The organism is Streptomyces sp. NPDC101165, assembly GCF_044768135.1.
Lineage (GTDB): Bacteria > Actinomycetota > Actinomycetes > Streptomycetales > Streptomycetaceae > Streptomyces.
The window spans coordinates 226,363-243,336 of the sequence record NZ_JBIWPG010000003.1 but is presented as its reverse complement, the minus strand read 5'-3'; the positions used below and the strand labels follow the sequence as shown (position 1 = coordinate 243,336).

Genomic DNA, 16,974 nt, shown 5'->3' with positions numbered 1-16,974 from the left:
CCAGCCTAGGCAGCGATGCGGATCGAGGGGCGCGACCCGGCCGTCCTCCGGAGCTTCAGGTGAAAGAGAGAGAAACAGATCTTCAGGTAAGGCTGAACAGTTTGCACTGGACAGTCTCGGCTGACGGTTCTACGCTGGCGGCATGGCTCACATCTCGGACTCCGCCGCCCGCACCGCGCGCGACCTGCGCGTGGTGTTCAGCCGGCTGCGACGCCGTATCCGCGAGGTCGCGCAGGACTCCGACCTGACCCCGTCGCAGGAGTCGGCACTCTCTCTCGTCGGCAAGCACGGCGCGGCCACGGCCAGCGCCCTGGCCGCCGCGGAGGGCGTGCGGCCCCAGTCGATGGCGACCACGCTGGCCGCCCTGGAGCAGCACGACCTGATCCGGCGTGCCCCGGACCCCGACGACGGCCGCCGCCAGCTGGTCACCCTGACCGAGGCCGGCCGGGCCCGGGTCGAGGGCAACAAGCAGCTGCGTGAGGAGTGGCTGGCGCGCGCCTTCGAGGACCGCTACACCGAGGAGGAGCGGCAGACGGTCCTGAGCGCCCTTGAGCTGCTGGAACGGCTCTCGCAGCCGTGACACCGAGACCCGCCCCGCGCACCCGGCGGAACGCCCGCCCCTCCCCGGCCGGTCACCCGGCCGGCCCACTCCCCCGAAAGGCCTGATCGACCCATGTCCGTCAGCACCCTCGACCCCCGTACCGCGCTCGTCGTGATCGACCTGCAGAGCGGCATCGTGGGCATGCCCACCCAGCCGCACGCCGCCGCGGACGTGGTGGCCCGTACGACCGAACTCGCCGACGCCTTCCGGGCCCGCGACCTGCCCGTGGTCCTGGTCCGGGTCTCCTTCGCAGCCGACTGGGCGGACGCCGTTCCCGGCCGGACCGAGCGCCAGGCGCGCGGTCTCGCCTTCCCGGAGGGCTGGGACGTCATCGTCGACGAACTGTCAGGACACCCCGGCGACATCCACGTCACCAAGCACAACTGGAGCGCCCTGCACGGCACCGACCTGGACGTCCAGCTGCGCCGCCGTGGTGTCACCCAGATCGTGCTGACCGGCATCGCCACCAGCATCGGTGTCGAGTCCACCGCCCGCGACGCCTACGCCCACGGCTACCACGTCACCCTCGCCACCGACGCGATGGCCGACAGCGACGCCGAGGCACACCGGGGCAGCGTGGAGCGGATCTTCCCGCGGCTCGGCGAGAGCGGTACGACGGCGGAGATCCTGGAGCTCCTCGCCAAGACCCACGCCTGACCGCCCAGTTGAGGCATTCCTTGTGCGGGCGGACGTCCGCCCGCGCAAGGGCCCGGGTTAACATTCGGCCACGCGCACCGTGCCACCCAGGCGACGGAAAGCGAACCAAGGGGGCTTGGAAGCCGGATGCCGGTCAAGGTCAGCGTCGTCGTACCTGTGTACAACCCCGGGCCGTACATCGAAGACTGCATCGCCTCGCTGCTGCGACAGTCGCTGCCCCCCGAAGAGTTCGAGGTCCTCTTCGTCGACGACGGCTCCACCGACGCCACCCCGGCGCGGCTGGACGCGCTCGCCGCCGAGCACCCGCACATCAGGGTCGTCCACCAGGAGAACTCCGGCTGGTCCGGCAAGCCCCGCAACGTGGGCATCGACGCCTCCCGGGGCGAGTTCGTGATGTTCGTCGACAACGACGACCACCTCGGCGACGAGGCCCTGGAGCGGATGTACGAGTACGGGGTCGCCCACAAGGCCGACGTGATCGTCGGCAAGATGGCCGGGAAGGGCCGCCCGGTGCCGGTGGAGCTGTTCCGCCGCAACCACCCGTACGCCACGGTGGACAACGCGCCGCTGATCGACAGCCTCACCCCGCACAAGATGCTCCGGCGCTCCTTCCTGGACCGCACGGAGCTCAGGTTTCCCGAGGGCCGGCGGCGCCTCGAGGACCACGTCTTCATCACCGAGGCCTACCTGCGCGCCGACAACGTGTCGGTGCTGAGCGACTACGTCTGCTACTACCACGTCAAACGCGACGACGCCGCCAACGCAGGCGTCCAGCGCTTCGAGCCGGCCGGCTACTTCAAGAACCTCCGCGAGGCCCTGGACGTCGTCGAGCGGTACACCGAGCCTGGGCCGCTGCGCGACAGGCTGCTGCGCCGCTGGCTGCGGGTGGAGATGGTCGAGCGGATGAGCGGGCCCCGGCTGCTGGCGCTGCCGGACGACTACCGGCGGGAGCTGTTCCGGGAGATGCACGCGGTGGTCGGGGAGCGTTTCGGCCCCGGCGTCGCGCCCGGGCTGCGGCCGGGCGGGCGGGTCGTCGCCGCGCTGATCCGGGACGACCGGTACGACGACCTGGTCGCCTACGCCGAGTGGGAGGCCGGTGTCCGGCCCAAGGCCGCCCCGACGGGCGTCGAGTGGCAGGACGGGACCCTGCGGGTGCGGTTCAGCGCCGAGTTCACCGATGCCGACGGCCCGCTGGCCGTCCGCCCCGACGGGCCGCGGCCCCCGGCGGACGGTGCGCCCGCCGACCTCGCCGAGGCGGTGTCCTGGCTGGCCGCGGCCGCCGACGAGGGCTTCGAGGAGGCGACCGCCGACCTGATCCTGCGCGACCGGGAGACCGCCGCCTCCTTCTTCCAGCCCGTGGAGGTCACCCGGGAACGCGTGGCGGCCGGGGACGGCCGGACCCGGCTGGTGCTGCGCGGCACGGCCACCGTCGACCCCGCCGCGGCGGCGGGCGGCGCCCCGCTGCACGGCGGGCTGTGGGACGCCTACGTCCGGGTCGGCCTCGGCGGCTGGACCAAGGAATGCCGGCTGGGCCCCGCCCCGGCGCAGGGACTTGCGCTGCCGCCCGCCGGTCTGGTCGCCGACCGGGTCGTGCTGCCGTACTGGACGAAGCAGTACCGCAACCTCTCCCTGGACGTCGACCGCGCCGTCAGGTCGCTGGGCCTGCACCGGCTCACCCCGGCGGACGCGGCCGTCTCCGACACCGAGGTGCTGACCGTCGCGCTGCCGTTGTACGTCCCGGACACCACCGAGGTCCTGGTGCGGCTGAAGGACAGCACCTCGCGCCGCAGCTTCGACCGGGGCTCCGCGCTGACCCCCGCGAACGGCGCGCGCTCGCTGCTCGAGGTGCGGGTGCCGGTGCCGCTCCTGAGGAACGCCAGGTGGCGGGCGGCACTCGTGCTGCCCCGGGGCGGCGGGCAGGAGCGTGCGCTCGTGCTGCCCCTGCTGTTGAAGGTGGGCCGCAGGCCCGGTGCCGTGGAGGTGACACCCACGGCACCGCCCGGTCTCCCGCAGCGGCTGCTGCGCGCGGCACGGCGTGTGCTGGGAGCCCTGCTGAAGAAGACGACCGGGAGGGTGTGACGGAGTGCGGCAGCTGGGCATGGCGGACACCTGGGTGCTGGAGCCCAAGGTGTTCCCGGACGAGCGGGGCAGCTTCCACGAGTGGTACCGGGGCGGGGAGTTCCGGGAGGCCACCGGTTACGACCTCACGCTCGCCCAGGCCAACTGCTCGGTGTCCCGGCGGGGCGTGCTGCGCGGCGTCCACTTCGCCGACGTACCGCCCGGGCAGGCCAAGTACCTCACCTGCGTGCGCGGTGCCGTCCTGGACGTCGTGGTGGACATCCGCGTCGGCTCGCCCACGTTCGGGCAGTGGGAGGCCGTACGCCTCGACGACGAGAACCGGCGCGCCGTGTTCCTCGCGGAGGGCCTCGGGCACGCCTTCATGGCGCTGACCGACGACGCCACCTTCGTGTACCTGTGCTCGGCCGGGTACGCGCCCGAGCGCGAGCACACCGTGCACCCCCTCGATCCCGAGCTGGGCATCGCCTGGCCGGCCGGCATCGAGCCGGTGCTGTCGGCCAAGGACGCCGAGGCGCCCACCCTCACCGAGGCGGAGCGGTCCGGGCTGCTGCCCACCTACGCGGACTGCTCCGCCCACTACGAGCGGCTGCGCGGCCGGTAGGCCGGGTTCAGCGATCGGCGCCGTACGGGGACACCGCGCGGCGCAGCTGCTCCCAGCCTCGGGAACGCCCGGTCCCACGGTTGCGGGCCGCGACCAGCGGCTTCCAGAAGCCCGCGCCGAGGAACTCCTCCGGCTCGACGGCCGTGGTGCGCCCCAGGACGGACTCGGGGACCTTCTGCGGGTCGGGGACCTCGAACTCCGCGACGATCTCGTCGTACTTGTCCTTGAGCACGGTGTTCTCGGGGTCGGCGCCGAAGACCACCAGCTGGCCGGTGGGCGCGGTGTCGACCAGGACCGTCACCAGGTCGGGGCGGTGGCGGTGCAGGATCTCGACGAGCTTGTAGACGTCCCCGGTCCAGGCGTTGGTGTGCCGGTCGCGGGCGGCCTCGTCGACGTTGCGCGGCAGCATGTCGTCGAAGACGATCACGCCGGCCCAGTCGGAGTGCCGCTCGATGTTGATGAAGTCCCGCAGCGCGTACTCGAACAGGTGCATGCCGTCGATGAACGACAGGTCCAGCGTGGTGCGCTTCCAGTAGCCGAAGGGGCTGCGGTTGCGGGCCAGGTTGCGCAGCGGGTGGCGGCCGCCCCTGAGGTGCGCGAGGGGATTGTCACGGGCGAAGAAGTCGTCGCTGGTCGCCTTCGCCAGGTGCACGTCGCAGCGGATCTCCGTGACCACCTTGAACGCCGGGTCGATCGCGATGCTGGGCACCCGGGACAGGGTCAGGCTGCGGCCGTCGTTGACGCCGATCTCCAGGTAGTTGCGGTTCGCGGTGACCTTGTGGAGCTCCCGCAGGAACTCGTGCCGTTTCACTGGGACATCTCCTTGCGGATGAGAGGCAGGGCTTCGGACAGAGCGGACCGCCAGTCCCGCGGCGGTGCCAGACCGGCCTCGCGCCACCGGGCGTGCCCGAGGGCGCTGTAGGCGGGTCGGGGCGCGGGCCGGGTGAAGGACCGGCTGTCGGTGGGGCGCACCCGGTCCGGGTCGGCGCCGGCCAGCCGGAACACCTCGCGGGCCAGCTCGTACCAGCTGCACTCGCCGGAACCGGTGGCGTGGAAGACGCCGTGCGCGGCGGTGGCGCCCAGGTCCGCGATCCGGGCGGCCACGTCGGCGCTCCAGGTCGGCTGACCGCGCTGGTCGTCGACGACGTCGACGGTGTCGCGGCGGGCCTCCAGTTCGAGCATCGTGCGCACGAAGTTGCGGCCGTGGACGCCGTACAGCCAGGCGGTGCGCACCACCACCGCGCCGCCCGGGAGTTCGGCCAGCACGGCCCGCTCCCCGGCGAGCTTGGTGCGGCCGTAGGCGGTGCGCGGGGCCGGCGGGTGGTCCTCCGGGTAGGGGGTCATGGGGGTCCCCCCTGCTCGAGCGGAGCCGAGAGCTCGGGGGAGGATCTCGCCGGAGAAGACGTAGTCGGTGGAGACGTGGATCAGACGGGCGCCGTGCTCGGCGCAGGCGCGGGCGAGCAGCCGGGGGCCGTCGCCGTTGACGCACAGGGCGCGAGCCTCGTCGGTCTCGGCGTCGTCCACTGCCGTGTAGGCGGCACAGTTGACGACGACGTCGGGGCGGTGGGCGTCGAACGCGCGCCGCACGGCGCCGGGTTCGGTGATGTCGAGCGCCGCCCGGTCGAGTCCGGTGACGTGCTCGCCACGGTCCAGCAGCTCCTGCACGGTGTCCTGGCCGAGCATCCCGCCCGCGCCGGTGACCAGCCACTTCATCGTGCACCCTGCTTCTTCAGGGGCTCCCACCAGGCGCGGTTGTCCCGGTACCAGGCGACCGTGTCGGCGAGCCCGGTGGTGAAGTCGCGGCGCGGGCGGTAGCCGAGTTCGTCGCGGGCCTTGCTCCAGTCGACCGAGTAGCGCAGGTCGTGCCCCTTGCGGTCGCTCACGTACGCGACCCGGTCCCAGCCGGCCCCGCACGCGTCCAGGAGCAGGCCGGTCAGGTCCCGGTTGCTCAGCTCGGTACCACCGCCGATGTTGTACACCGCACCGGACCGGCCCCTGGTGCGCACCAGGTCGACGCCCTGGCAGTGGTCGTCGACGTGCAGCCAGTCGCGGACGTTGCGCCCGTCGCCGTACAGCGGGACGTCCAGGCCGTCCAGGAGGTTGGTGACGAAGAGCGGGATCACCTTCTCCGGGAACTGGTGCGGACCGTAGTTGTTCGAGCAGCGGGTGACCCGGACGTCCAGGCCGTGGGTGCGGTGATAGGCCAGGGCCAGCAGGTCGGAGGACGCCTTCGAGGCCGAGTACGGGGAGTTGGGCGCGAGGGGGTGCGTCTCGGGCCAGGAGCCGGACTCGATGGAGCCGTAGACCTCGTCGGTGGAGATGTGCACGAACGGGCCGACCCCGTACCGCAGCGCCGCGTCCAGCAGGGTCTGCGTCCCCACCACGTTGGTCAGGACGAACTCCCCCGCCCCCGCGATGGACCGGTCGACATGCGACTCGGCGGCGAAATGCACCACCTGGTCGGCCTCCGCCATCAGCTTGTCCACCAGCCCCGCGTCACAGATGTCGCCCCGGACGAAGTCGAGCCGGGGATGACCGGAAGGGAGGTTGGTCGGCGTGCCCGCGTAGGTGAGCTTGTCCAGCACCGTGATGCGGGGCGCGTCGGGCGAGTCGTCGGCGAGGAGCGTGCGGACGTACGTGGAGCCGATGAACCCGGCGGCGCCGGTGACGAGGAGGTTCATGAACGGATCTGCACCTTGCTGTGGTCTCCGAGAACCAGACGGTGGGCGCTGGGCACTCCGGCCGCCGGAGTGACCTCGACGTGCCGGCCGATCAGCGAGGACTCGATCCGGCCCACCCCGGCGATCGAGGAGTCCCGCAGCACGATGGAGAACTCCAGTTCACTGTCGGTGATCCGGCAGTTCTCCGCGATCGAGGTGAAGGGGCCGACGTAGGAGTCGCTGACGACGGTGCCGGCTCCTATGACGGCCGGGCCGACGATCCGGGAGTGGGTGATCCGCGCGCCCTCCTCGATCACCACCCGGCCGACGGTCTCCGACACCGCGTCCACCTCGCCGTCGATGCGCCGCTGCACGCCTTCGAGGACGGTCCGGTTGACCTCCAGCATGTCGCCGACGTTGCCGGTGTCCTTCCAGTAGCCCTCGATGACGGTGGAGCGCACGTCGGCCCGCGTGTCGATGAGCTGCTGGAGGGCGTGGGTGATCTCCAGCTCGCCCCGCCAGGACGGGCCGACGGCGCGTACGGCCTCGTGGATCGCCGGCGAGAACAGGTAGACGCCGACGAGCGCGAGGTCGCTCTTGGGGTGCTCCGGCTTCTCCTCCAGGCCGATCACCTGGCCGTCCGCGTCGAGTTCGGCGACGCCGAAGGAGCGCGGGTCGGGGACGTGGGTGAGGAGGATCTGGGCGTCGGGGCGGCTGGCCCGGAACTCGTCGACGAGGGCGCGGATGCCGCCGACGACGAAGTTGTCCCCGAGGTACATCACGAAGTCGTCGTCACCGAGGAAGTCCCGGGCGATCAGCACCGCGTGGGCGAGTCCGAGGGGGCGCTCCTGGGGGATGTAGGTGACGTCGAGGCCGAATTTCGCCCCGTCGCCGACCGCCTCCTCGATCTCCGCCGCGGTGTCTCCGACGATCATCCCGACCTGGGTGATCCCCGCTTCGGCGAGGGATTCGAGGCCGTAGAACAGCACGGGCTTGTTGGCCACCGGCACCAGCTGTTTCGCCGAGGTGTGCGTGATGGGGCGCAGTCGGGTACCGGCTCCGCCGGAGAGGACCAGAGCCTTCATTGGCCATACCCTAACGGCGATCGTCCGGATCGGACCTTCGTTTGTCCTACTGGTTTGTCACGGCGGTGTGGCTCTGGTGCCGTCGGCGGTTCATGTGGTGTCCATGCGGTACCGTCACCGGCGATGACGGAACTACCCGATATGTCGGACACCAGAAAGATCGTCGCGCGGTACACGGCCCCCGCCCCACGGCCCGGCCGGACCCTGCTGCGCTGGGTCGGCACGACCGACCACAAGGTGATCGGCCGCCTCTACATGGTCACGGCGTTCTGTTTCTTTCTCCTCGCCGGACTGCTGGCCCTCGCGATGCGCGCCGAACTGGCCCGGCCGGGGCTGCAGTTCCTGACCGAGCAGGGCTACAACGAGTTCTTCACCGTCCACGGCACGATCATGATGCTGCTGTTCGCGACGCCGATGTTCGCCGGGTTCACCAACGCCGTGATGCCGCTGCAGATCGGCGCGCCGGACGTGGCCTTCCCGCGGCTGAACGCGCTGTCGTACTGGATGTACCTGTTCGGCGGGCTGATGGTGGTGTCCGGGTTCCTGGTGCCGGGCGGTGCGGCCGCGTTCGGCTGGTTCGCGTACGCGCCGCTGAACAGCGCCTACTTCTCCCCCGGCGCGGGCGGCGACCTGTGGACGATGGGGCTGGTGGTGACCGGTGTGTCGACGACGCTGGGCGCGGTCAACTTCATCGCGACGATCGTGTGCCTGCGCGCGCCGGGCATGACCATGTTCCGGATGCCGATGTTCACCTGGAACGTGCTGTTCACCTCGATCCTGGTGCTGCCCGCGTTCCCGGTGCTGACGGCGGACCTGCTGGTGCTGGAGTCGGACCGGAAGTTCGGCTCGCAGGTCTTCGACGCGGCGAACGGGGGCGCTGTGCTGTGGCAGCACCTGTTCTGGTTCTTCGGGCATCCGGAGGTCTACATCGTGGCGCTGCCGTTCTTCGGGATCATCTCCGAGATCATTCCGGTGTTCTCCCGCAAGCCGCTCTTCGGCTATCTGCCGATGATCGGGGCGACGATCGCGATCACCATGCTGTCGGCAGTGGTGTGGGCGCATCACATGTTCGCGACCGGCGCGGTGTTGCTGCCGTTCTTCGCCATCATGTCGTTCCTGATCGCCGTGCCCACGGGCATCAAGTTCTTCGCGTGGATCGGGACGATGGTCCGCGGGTCCGTCTCGTTCGAGACGCCGATGCTGTGGTCGCTGGGGTTCCTGGTGACCTTCCTGCTGGGCGGGTTGAGCGGGGTGCTGATCGCCTCGCCGCCGCTGGACTTCCACCTCACCGACTCGTACTTCATCGTCGCGCATCTGCACTACGTGCTGTTCGGGACGGTGGTGTTCGCGATGTTCGCCGGCTTCTACTTCTGGTGGCCGAAGTTCACCGGGAAGATGCTGGACGAGCGGCTCGGGAAACTGCACTTCTGGCTGCTGTTCCCCTCGTTCCAGCTGACCTTCTTCGTGCAGCACTGGCTCGGCGAGGAGGGGATGCCCCGCCGGTACGCGGACTATCTGCCCTCGGACGGCTTCACGCTGCTCAACACCCTGTCGTCGGTGGGCGCGTTCCTGCTCGGCCTCTCCACGCTGCCGTTCCTCTACAACGTCTGGCGCACCTCCACGACGGCCGGGAAGGTCACCGAGGACGACCCGTGGGGGTGGGGCCGGGGCCTGGAGTGGGCGACGTCCTGCCCGCCACCGCGCCACAACTTCCTGGCACTGCCCCGGGTGCGGTCGGAGTCGCCGGCCTTCGACCTGCATCATCCGGAGGTCGCGCAGATGGCCGAGGGCACCGAGCGGAAGGGCCTGCGATGAAGGCCGAGGCGTTGCTGTTCGGCGGGGTGGCCCTGTTCTTCGGCGGGTCCGCCGCCCTGTACGGGGTGTGGTCCCAGGACGACACGGGCACGACCGTGCTGGTCGTGGCCTGCGGTATGGCGGCGCTGGACGCCTTCTTCTACCTGATCCAGTACCGGCGCCGCGGCAGTCGGGCGCAGGACCGCAAGGACGCGGAGGTGGTGGACGGGGCCGGTCCGGTGGCGTTCTTCCCGCACGAGAGCCCGTGGCCCATCGTCACCGCGCTCGGGTTCGCGGTGGCGGCGACCGGCGTGGTCTTCGGGCTCTGGCTGTTCCTCATCGGTCTGGGTGTTCTGGCGCGCGGGGTTTTCGGGATGGTGTTCCAGTACGTGCACCGGTGAGCGGCCTGCGCGGCGCGCCGGGCCGGAACCGCTCGACGGGCTCGTGGCCGCTCTGGTAGCCGCCGGTCACGCTCTGGCGGATCTCGCCGGTGGACACGCCCTCGGCGAGGCGCGCGCACTCGGCCTCCGTCAGCGCCCGGCACAGCCAGCGGGTCACCACGAAGGCAAGGACCGGCGCGACCACGAGGGCTACACGCAGCACCCAGGTCAGGGCGTTGACGGAGATGCGGAAGGTCTGGGCGATGATGTCGTTGCCGCCGGCCAGCAGCAGGACGGCGTAGAAGACGGTGCCCGCCACGCCGAGGCCGGTGCGGACGGGGCGCTCGCGCGGCCGGTCGCACAGGTGCTGCTCGTACTGCCACTCCCCCGTCAGGCGCTGCTCCACGAACGGGTAGGCGTACAGCACGGTGAAGAGCAGCCCGGGCAGGACGACCGCCGGGAGCAGCACGTTCCACATGAGGGTGTGTCCGGCGACATTGGTCTCCCACGGCGGCACCAGCCGCAGGGCCCCCTCCAGGAAGCCGACGTACCAGTCGGGCTGGGAGCCGGTGGAGACCACGTCGGGGCGGTAGGGGCCGTAGTTCCAGATCGGGTTGACCTGGGCGAGGCCGGACAGCAGCACGAGCACGCCGGAGACGGTCATGGACAGACCCACGGTGAGGGCGGTGAAGTGCGGGAGGAGCGGCTTGCCGACCGCGTTGCGGTTGCTGCGGCGGGGGCCGCGCCACTGAGTGTGCTTCAGGTAGAACACCAGGGTCAGATGCACCGTCACCAGGCCGATGAGCGCGCCCGGGAGCAGCAGGATGTGCACCGGGTAGAGCCGCGTGATGATGTCGTGCCCCGGGTACTGGCCGCCGAAGACGAAGAAGGCGACGTACGTGCCGACCACCGGGAGGGACAGCATGATGCCCTCCGCGATGCGCAGGCCGGTGCCGGAGAGCAGGTCGTCGGGGAGCGAGTAGCCGGCGAAGCCCTCGGCGAGCGCCAGGACGAACAGGGTGAGCCCGATCGCCCAGTTCAGCTCGCGGGGCCGGCGGAAGGCCCCGGTGAAGAAGATCCGCAGCATGTGCAGACCGATCGCGGCGACGAACACGAGCGCGGCCCAGTGGTGGGCCTGCCGGATGAGCAGTCCGCCGCGCACGTCGAAGCTGATGCGCAGGGTGGAGTCGAAGGCCGCCGACATGAGCACGCCCTGCAGCGGCTCGTAGGAGCCGTGGTAGACGACCTCGCGCATCTCCGGCTGGAAGAAGAAGGTCAGCCACACGCCGGTCAGGATCAGCACGAGGAGGCTGTAGAGGGCGATTTCGCCGAGCAGGAAGGACCAGTGCTCGGGGAACGCCTTGCGCAGCAGCTGCCCGCCCTCCAGGAGGGGCAGCCGTGCGTCCGCCGCGTCCGCGAGCCGCTCGGCGCGGCGGCCGGCTCGGCTCATGTGTCCTCGGCTGCCGCCGCCCGCTCCACCTCGGCCTCCACCTCGGCACGCGGGCGGTCCGCCTCCCTGGCGTAGTCGCTCACCGCGGTCTGCACGTCCCGCGCGAGCTCCCGCCAGGCGCGCAGGGCCGTCTCGTAGGTGTCCGACTGCGCGCCCGTCATCCCGCGCTCGGCGGGCGGACCGTAGGTGTCGCGCAGTTCCTCGACCATGCGGTGCGCCGCGTCGGCCGCGCGCTGCTTCTCCACCAGTTCTTCGAAGGTGTGTGCCACGACAGCAGACCCTAGGCACGGCGGGCCTGTGGGCTCCTCCGACCTGCCGGGAGGGGCCCCGACCGGTACCCGAGTGGCCGTCAGGTCTCGGGGACGAGGTCGGCCCACACCTGTTTGCCGCCGCTGACCGGCACCGTCCCCCAGTTCTCCGACACCGCCTCCACGAGCAGGATGCCGCGGCCGCCGGTGGCCTCCCAGCCGACGTTGGTGTTCTTGACGGGGCTGCGTGGCGAGGTGTCGGCGACGGCGAGCCGCAGCCGGTGGTTGACCAGGCTGAGGTCGAGACGGACCTGGCCGTCGGTGTGCACCAGGGCGTTGGTGACCAGCTCGGAGACGACCAGGAGGGCCGCGTCCATGGTGCCGGACGAGACGCCCCAGGTGCGCAGCGTGCGCCGGGTGAAGCGGCGGGCGTGCCGGACAGCTTCGGGGACCCGCCACACGGTCCAGGTCTCGCGCAGCGGGCGTACGGCCATGCCGTCGTAGCGCATCAGCAGCAGGGCGACGTCGTCGCCGCGGTGGGCGCCGGTGAGCAGGGCGTCGGCGACGAGGCCGAGGTGGCCGGGGTCGGCGGCGGCGAGTTCGCCCGTGAGCCGCTCCAGGCCCACGTCGATGTCGGTCTCGGCGGACTCCACCAGACCGTCGGTGGTGAGCGCGAGGATGGTGCCGGGCTGGAGGCGGAGCGGGGTGATCGGGAACTCGGCCCGGTTGAGCACACCGAGCGGCGGGCCGCCCTCGGCCTCGACGATCTCGGTGGAGCCGTCCGGGTGGCGCAGCACCGGCGGCAGATGACCGGCACGCACGCACCAGGCGGTGCCCTGCTCCATGTCGACGTCGACGTAGCAGCAGGTGGCGAAGAGGTCGGTCTCCATGTCCAGCAGCAGCCGGTTGGCGTGCGCGACGACCACGTCCGGGGTGTGGCCCTCGGCGGCGTAGGCACGCAGGGCGGTGCGCATCTGGCCCATCAGGGTGGCGGCGCCCGCGTTGTGGCCCTGGACGTCGCCGATGACGAAGGCCACGTGGTTGTCGGCGAGCGGGATCACGTCGTACCAGTCGCCGCCGACCTCGAGCCCCGCGGTGGTGGGCAGGTACCGGGCGACGGCGACCGCGCCGGGCAGCCGGGGCAGGCGCCGGGGCAGCAGGGTGCGCTGGAGCATGCCGACGAGTTCGTGCTCGGCGTCGAAGGCGTGGGCGCGCAGCAGGGCCTGCCCGGCGAGGCCGGCGGAGGCGGTGAGCAGGGCGCGCTCGTCGGGGGCGAACTCGTGCGGCTGGTCCCAGCCGACCAGGCAGGCGCCGGCCATGCGGCCGCCCGCCGGCAGCGGCAGCACGGCCAGGCCGCCGGGGCCGACGCCGGCGAGGGCGGGCTCCAGCGGGGAGCCTGCGGGCCAGATCCGGGCGCGGCCCTCGCGCAGGGCGGCGGCGAGGGTGGGCATGGCGCGCACCGGCGCGTCGGGCCATTCGGTGCGCCACTCGGAGCGCCACAGCTCGGGCCAGGCCTCGGGTTCGGGCGGGTCGAGGACGGTGACGACGAGGCGGTCGTTCTCCAGCTCGGCGAGGGCGATGCGGTCGGCCTTGAGGGGTTTGCGCAGGGCGTCGACGACGGCCTTGCCGACGTCCTTGACGGTGCCGGCCATGGCGAGGGCGGCGGCCAGCCGCTGCACGCGGGCCACGTCGGTGACGCCGGAGCGCACGGTGGAGGCGTCCGCGACGGTGCCGACGAGCCGGGCCGGGCGCCCCTCGCCGCCGGGCAGCAGCCGGCCGCTGAGCCGCAGCCACCTGGGCGGTCCGGCGGGCTGCAGAGCGCGGAACTCCAGCTCGCGGTCGCCGATGGACATGTGGTCGGCCTCGACCACCGACATCAGTGCGGGCAGGTCCTCGGGCACGGTGCGGGCGAGCAGCGTCTCCACCTTGCCGTCGAACGCGTCCCGGCCGATCCCGAAGAGGCGCAGGATCTCGTCGCCGACCTCGACCCGGCCGGTGTCCATGGCCAGGCTGAACGCGTCGCCGGGCAGCTCACCGGTGTCGGCGCCCGGACCGGTCGGCAGGGGCACGGCGACCGCCCGGGCGATCAGCTGCAGGCAGGCGCGGTCGTCGGTACCGAAGCCGCCGGGGTGCTCGCTGACGGCGAGCAGACAGCCGCTGCCGGCCGGGCCGAGCGGCAGCGCACCGACGGAGAACTCGGCCGACGGCGTGCGGCGCGCGTCGGCGCAGTCGGCCAGCTCGTCCGGGCCGAGCCATCGGGGCCGCCCGGTGCGGTGGGCCTCGGCGACCGGGGAGCCGCCCGTGGCCGGATAGCCGTCGCGCAGGCCGTACAGCGTGCGGGGCAGACCCGCCGACTCGGTCAGACACAGCAAGGAGGGGTCGTCGCCGGGCACGTAGACGCCCACGAACGCCGCCCCGGCGAACACGAGTGCCTGTTCGAGGACCCGGCGCAGCCGGTCGGGAGAGGCGGGCACGGCGATGAGTGTTTCAAGGGCGATTTCGGCACGCTCGGCTCTCGTTCTGCGCACCGCAGCACCCTCACTGGCCACTTGGCCATTACAGCGCGTATGAGCCGCCTGCGCAGCCCCTGTGAAGGCTTCGCGTGCCGTCTGTGGAGACGTGGCTCGAAAGATGCCGAACACATCTTTACCCATGCGTTCCGCACGGTGATCTCGTGACAGCCGTGACTGTCCGCGACCGTCTGCCTGCTGCGAGTGTCTACCCGGTCAACCGAAGGAGGGGGCGGGAGACGTATGGACAAGCGGTACGAGGTGTACGCGCTGGCCGACGGGCACTTCTACGACACGCCCGACCGGCTCTCGACGGGCGGGAGCGAGTCCGCGCCGCTGTTCCCGACGGCGCGCCGCGCGGTCCCCGACGGCTGGCACACGGCGCGCACCGGCGACTGGCTGACGCTGACCCCGCTCGGCGGGGACGGCGAGCCGCTCCCGTCCCCGGCCCAGGGCTGGAAGATCCACTCCTCGGCGACGGCGGCCGACGCGGAGCGGATCGCCGGGATCGTGTGGGACTACTGCATGCCGCGCCGCATCCCGTTCAAGTTCGTGCCGGCCCCGCATCTGCTGCACCTGCGCAACGCCAAGTACGCGGGCCGCGACACCAGTGGCAAGTTCGTCACCGTCTACCCCGCCGACGAGGAACAGCTGCACGAGGTGCTGCGCGAGCTGGGCGCGCTGCTGGAGGGCTGCGAGGGGCCGTACGTCCTGACCGACCTGCGCTGGCACGACGGTCCGCTCTACATCCGCTACGGCGCCTTCGCGCGCCGGTTCGTCGTCGACGAGCGCGGTTCGCTGGTCCTGGCCGTGACCGACGGCGAGGGGCGGCTGGTCCCGGACCGGCGGGCACCGTCCTTCCAGGTGCCCGAGTGGGTCACGCTGCCGGAGTTCCTGCGTCCGCACCTGGCGGCACGCAACACCACGACGGTGGGCGAGCTGCCGTACCGCATCGAGAAGGCGCTGCACTTCTCCAACGGCGGCGGGGTGTACGTCGGCACGGACACCCGGGACGGGCGCCGGGTGGTGCTGAAGGAGGGGCGTCCGCACGCGGGGCTCGCCGCCGACGGGGCGGACGCGGTGGAACGGCTGGCGCGGGAGAAGGCCGCGCTGGAGCGGGTCGCCGGGACGGGTGTGGTGCCGGAGGTGCGGGACTGGTTCACGCTCGGCGACCACCGGTTCCTGGTGATGGACTTCCTCGAGGGCCGCCCGCTCAACTCGTTCTTCGCCGAACGGCATCCGCTGCTCACGGCCGACCCGGATCCGGCGAAGGTCGCCTCGTACACGGCGTGGGCGCTGCGCATCCACCGGGCGGTGGAGCGGGCGGTGGCGGCGGTGCACGCGCGCGGGCTGGTCTTCCACGACCTGCACGTCTTCAACGTCATGGTCGCGCCGGACGACGAGACGGTGTACCTCATCGACTTCGAGGCGGCCGCCCCGGTCGCGGAGAACGGCCGGCAGACGGTGGCCCACCCGGGCTTCTTCGCCCCGCCGGACCGCCGGGGCATCGACGTCGACCGGTATGCGCTGGCCTGTCTGCGCCTGGCCCTGTTCCTGCCGGTGACCACGCTGTTCGTGGTGGACCGCGGCAAGGCGGCCCATCTGGCGGACGTCATCGCGGAGCAATTCCCGGACGTACCGCGCGCCTTCCTGGACGAGGCGGTCGCGGAGATCACCCGGGACACCGCGGGCGGGCCCGCCCGTCGGACGTCCGCTCCGCCGGTGGTGCCGGGCGACTGGCCCTACAGCCGGGACTCCATGGTCAAGGCGATCCTCGCCGCCGCGACCCCGGAACGCGACGACCGGCTCTTCCCGGGCGACATCGCCCAGTTCTCCGACGGCGGCGGTCTCGGACTCGCGCACGGCACGGCCGGGGTGCTGTACGCGCTGGAGGTGTCCGGCGCCGGCCGGTACGACGAGGGCGAGCGCTGGCTGCTGGACCACACCGCCCCGCCGCCGCCCGGCACCCCGCTCGGCCTGTACGACGGTCTCGCGGGCGTGGCGCTGGTCCTGGACCGGCTCGGCCACCGGCAGCGGGCGCTGGAGCTGATCGGCGGCGTGCTGCGGGAGAACTGGCGCAACCTCTCCTCCGACCTGCACGGCGGCCTCGCCGGACTCGGCCTGGTCCTCGGCCATCTGGCCGCCGTGACCGGGGAGCCGGCGCTGCGCGATCGTGCCGCCGAGGCCGCCGAGATCCTCGTACGACGCCTCGCCGAACCGGTCCCGGACCCGCCCCGGCGGCGGGCCGGGCTGCTGCGGGGCGCGAGCGGGCCCGCGCTGTTCCTGCTGCGGCGGTACCAGGAGACCGGTGAACCCCGGCTGCTGGCGGCGGCGGCCGAGGCACTCCGGCGCGACCTGGCCTGCTGCGTCGTCCAGAAGGCGAGCGGCGCCCTGGAGGTGGACGAGGGCTGGCGGACGCTGCCGTATGTCGGCGACGGGAGCGTGGGGATCGGGCTGGTCCTCGACGACTACCTGGCGCAGGCGGGCGGCGCTCTCATCGAATCGGCCGACGCCACAAGGGAGTTCGAGCGGGCCCGGGCGGGCATCCTGACCGCCGCCACCTCCCGTTTCTACGCACAGCCCGGTCTGTTCCAGGGTCGCGCCGGCATGGTGCTGCACCTCGCCCGGAGCACCGCCCCGGGCGCCGGCTTGGAGCGGCTCGCGCAGCAGATCGACGGGCTCGGCTGGCCGGCGATGGCCTATCAGGGCCAACTCGCCTTCCCCGGGCACCAGATGATGCGGCTCTCCATGGACCTCGCCACCGGAACGGCAGGCTGCCTGCTCGCGCTCGCGGCGGCCCACGACGCCGGGCGCACCGCGCACCTGCCGTTCCTTCCGCCGCCACCGGCGGCCCCCACCCGCGGCTCCGCGACCTGACGGAGTCGTGACACAACCCCGTCCCCAATGAA

General features: G+C 72.1%; 14 protein-coding genes. 7 read left to right on the top strand and 7 right to left on the bottom strand.

All coding sequences use genetic code 11. From position 1 onward, the window contains the following. Nucleotides 1-142: 142 nt before the first annotated feature. From ACIRVH_RS07725 to rfbC, 4 genes are all read left to right on the top strand, one after another. A complete protein-coding gene (locus ACIRVH_RS07725) occupies nucleotides 143-580 on the top strand; it encodes a MarR family winged helix-turn-helix transcriptional regulator (RefSeq protein ID WP_403949285.1) in 438 nt (145 codons plus the stop codon). 93 nt (nucleotides 581-673) lie between these two features. Next, on the top strand, nucleotides 674-1,258 hold the full coding sequence (locus ACIRVH_RS07720; protein ID WP_403949283.1) for a hydrolase: 585 nt from the start codon (nucleotides 674-676) through the stop codon (nucleotides 1,256-1,258). Nucleotides 1,259-1,384: 126 nt separating this feature from the next. Beyond that, nucleotides 1,385-3,337, top strand: a complete 1,953-nt coding sequence (locus ACIRVH_RS07715; protein ID WP_403949280.1) for a glycosyltransferase family 2 protein — start codon at nucleotides 1,385-1,387, stop codon at nucleotides 3,335-3,337. 19 nt (nucleotides 3,338-3,356) lie between these two features. After that, nucleotides 3,357-3,938: a dTDP-4-dehydrorhamnose 3,5-epimerase gene (gene rfbC / locus ACIRVH_RS07710; RefSeq protein ID WP_403949936.1), complete on the top strand. Its 582-nt coding sequence runs from the start codon at nucleotides 3,357-3,359 to the stop codon at nucleotides 3,936-3,938. 7 nt (nucleotides 3,939-3,945) lie between these two features. On the opposite strand, the gene ACIRVH_RS07705 is transcribed toward rfbC, so the two are convergent. From ACIRVH_RS07705 to ACIRVH_RS07690, 4 genes are read right to left on the bottom strand one after another with little or no spacing between them, the layout of a single operon-like run. Then, the gene (locus tag ACIRVH_RS07705) at nucleotides 3,946-4,749 is read right to left on the bottom strand and encodes a class I SAM-dependent methyltransferase (protein ID WP_403949278.1); all 804 of its coding nucleotides are present in this window, start codon (nucleotides 4,747-4,749) and stop codon (nucleotides 3,946-3,948) included. Further along, on the bottom strand, nucleotides 4,746-5,651 hold the full coding sequence (gene rfbD, locus ACIRVH_RS07700; protein WP_403949275.1) for a dTDP-4-dehydrorhamnose reductase: 906 nt from the start codon (nucleotides 5,649-5,651) through the stop codon (nucleotides 4,746-4,748). Before rfbD ends, ACIRVH_RS07705 begins: the two co-directional genes overlap by 4 nt. Further along, nucleotides 5,648-6,619, bottom strand: a complete 972-nt coding sequence (gene rfbB / locus ACIRVH_RS07695) for a dTDP-glucose 4,6-dehydratase (protein ID WP_403949274.1) — start codon at nucleotides 6,617-6,619, stop codon at nucleotides 5,648-5,650. Before rfbB ends, rfbD begins: the two co-directional genes overlap by 4 nt. Further along, complete coding sequence (locus ACIRVH_RS07690) at nucleotides 6,616-7,683, bottom strand: glucose-1-phosphate thymidylyltransferase (RefSeq protein WP_403949271.1); 1,068 nt, start codon at nucleotides 7,681-7,683, stop codon at nucleotides 6,616-6,618. Before ACIRVH_RS07690 ends, rfbB begins: the two co-directional genes overlap by 4 nt. Nucleotides 7,684-7,824: 141 nt before the next feature. Between ACIRVH_RS07690 and ctaD the strand changes: the two genes are divergently transcribed. Next, nucleotides 7,825-9,498, top strand: coding sequence for a cytochrome c oxidase subunit I (gene ctaD / locus ACIRVH_RS07685; RefSeq protein WP_403949268.1), 1,674 nt, complete (start codon nucleotides 7,825-7,827; stop codon nucleotides 9,496-9,498). Continuing rightward, nucleotides 9,495-9,878: a cytochrome c oxidase subunit 4 gene (locus tag ACIRVH_RS07680; RefSeq protein ID WP_403949265.1), complete on the top strand. Its 384-nt coding sequence runs from the start codon at nucleotides 9,495-9,497 to the stop codon at nucleotides 9,876-9,878. Before ctaD ends, ACIRVH_RS07680 begins: the two co-directional genes overlap by 4 nt. Here ACIRVH_RS07680 and ACIRVH_RS07675 read toward each other — a convergent pair. The 3 genes from ACIRVH_RS07675 to ACIRVH_RS07665 all read right to left on the bottom strand — a co-directional run bounded on the left by ACIRVH_RS07675 (nucleotide 9,814) and on the right by ACIRVH_RS07665 (nucleotide 14,104). Beyond that, nucleotides 9,814-11,307 carry a cytochrome bc complex cytochrome b subunit gene (locus ACIRVH_RS07675; protein ID WP_403949263.1) on the bottom strand — a complete coding sequence of 498 codons (1,494 nt, stop codon included), beginning with the start codon at nucleotides 11,305-11,307 and terminating at the stop codon, nucleotides 9,814-9,816. The genes ACIRVH_RS07680 and ACIRVH_RS07675 overlap by 65 nt on opposite strands. Continuing rightward, nucleotides 11,304-11,576 (bottom strand): hypothetical protein, encoded by a 273-nt coding sequence (locus tag ACIRVH_RS07670; protein ID WP_403949261.1) that lies wholly within the window; start codon nucleotides 11,574-11,576, stop codon nucleotides 11,304-11,306. Before ACIRVH_RS07670 ends, ACIRVH_RS07675 begins: the two co-directional genes overlap by 4 nt. An 80-nt stretch (nucleotides 11,577-11,656) precedes the next feature. Next, a complete protein-coding gene (locus ACIRVH_RS07665; protein ID WP_403949258.1) occupies nucleotides 11,657-14,104 on the bottom strand; it encodes a SpoIIE family protein phosphatase in 2,448 nt (815 codons plus the stop codon). Nucleotides 14,105-14,308: 204 nt separating this feature from the next. Here ACIRVH_RS07665 and lanKC point away from each other — a divergent pair, with 204 nt between their 5' ends. Beyond that, nucleotides 14,309-16,942, top strand: a complete 2,634-nt coding sequence (gene lanKC, locus ACIRVH_RS07660; protein ID WP_403949256.1) for a class III lanthionine synthetase LanKC — start codon at nucleotides 14,309-14,311, stop codon at nucleotides 16,940-16,942. Nucleotides 16,943-16,974 lie beyond the last annotated feature (32 nt).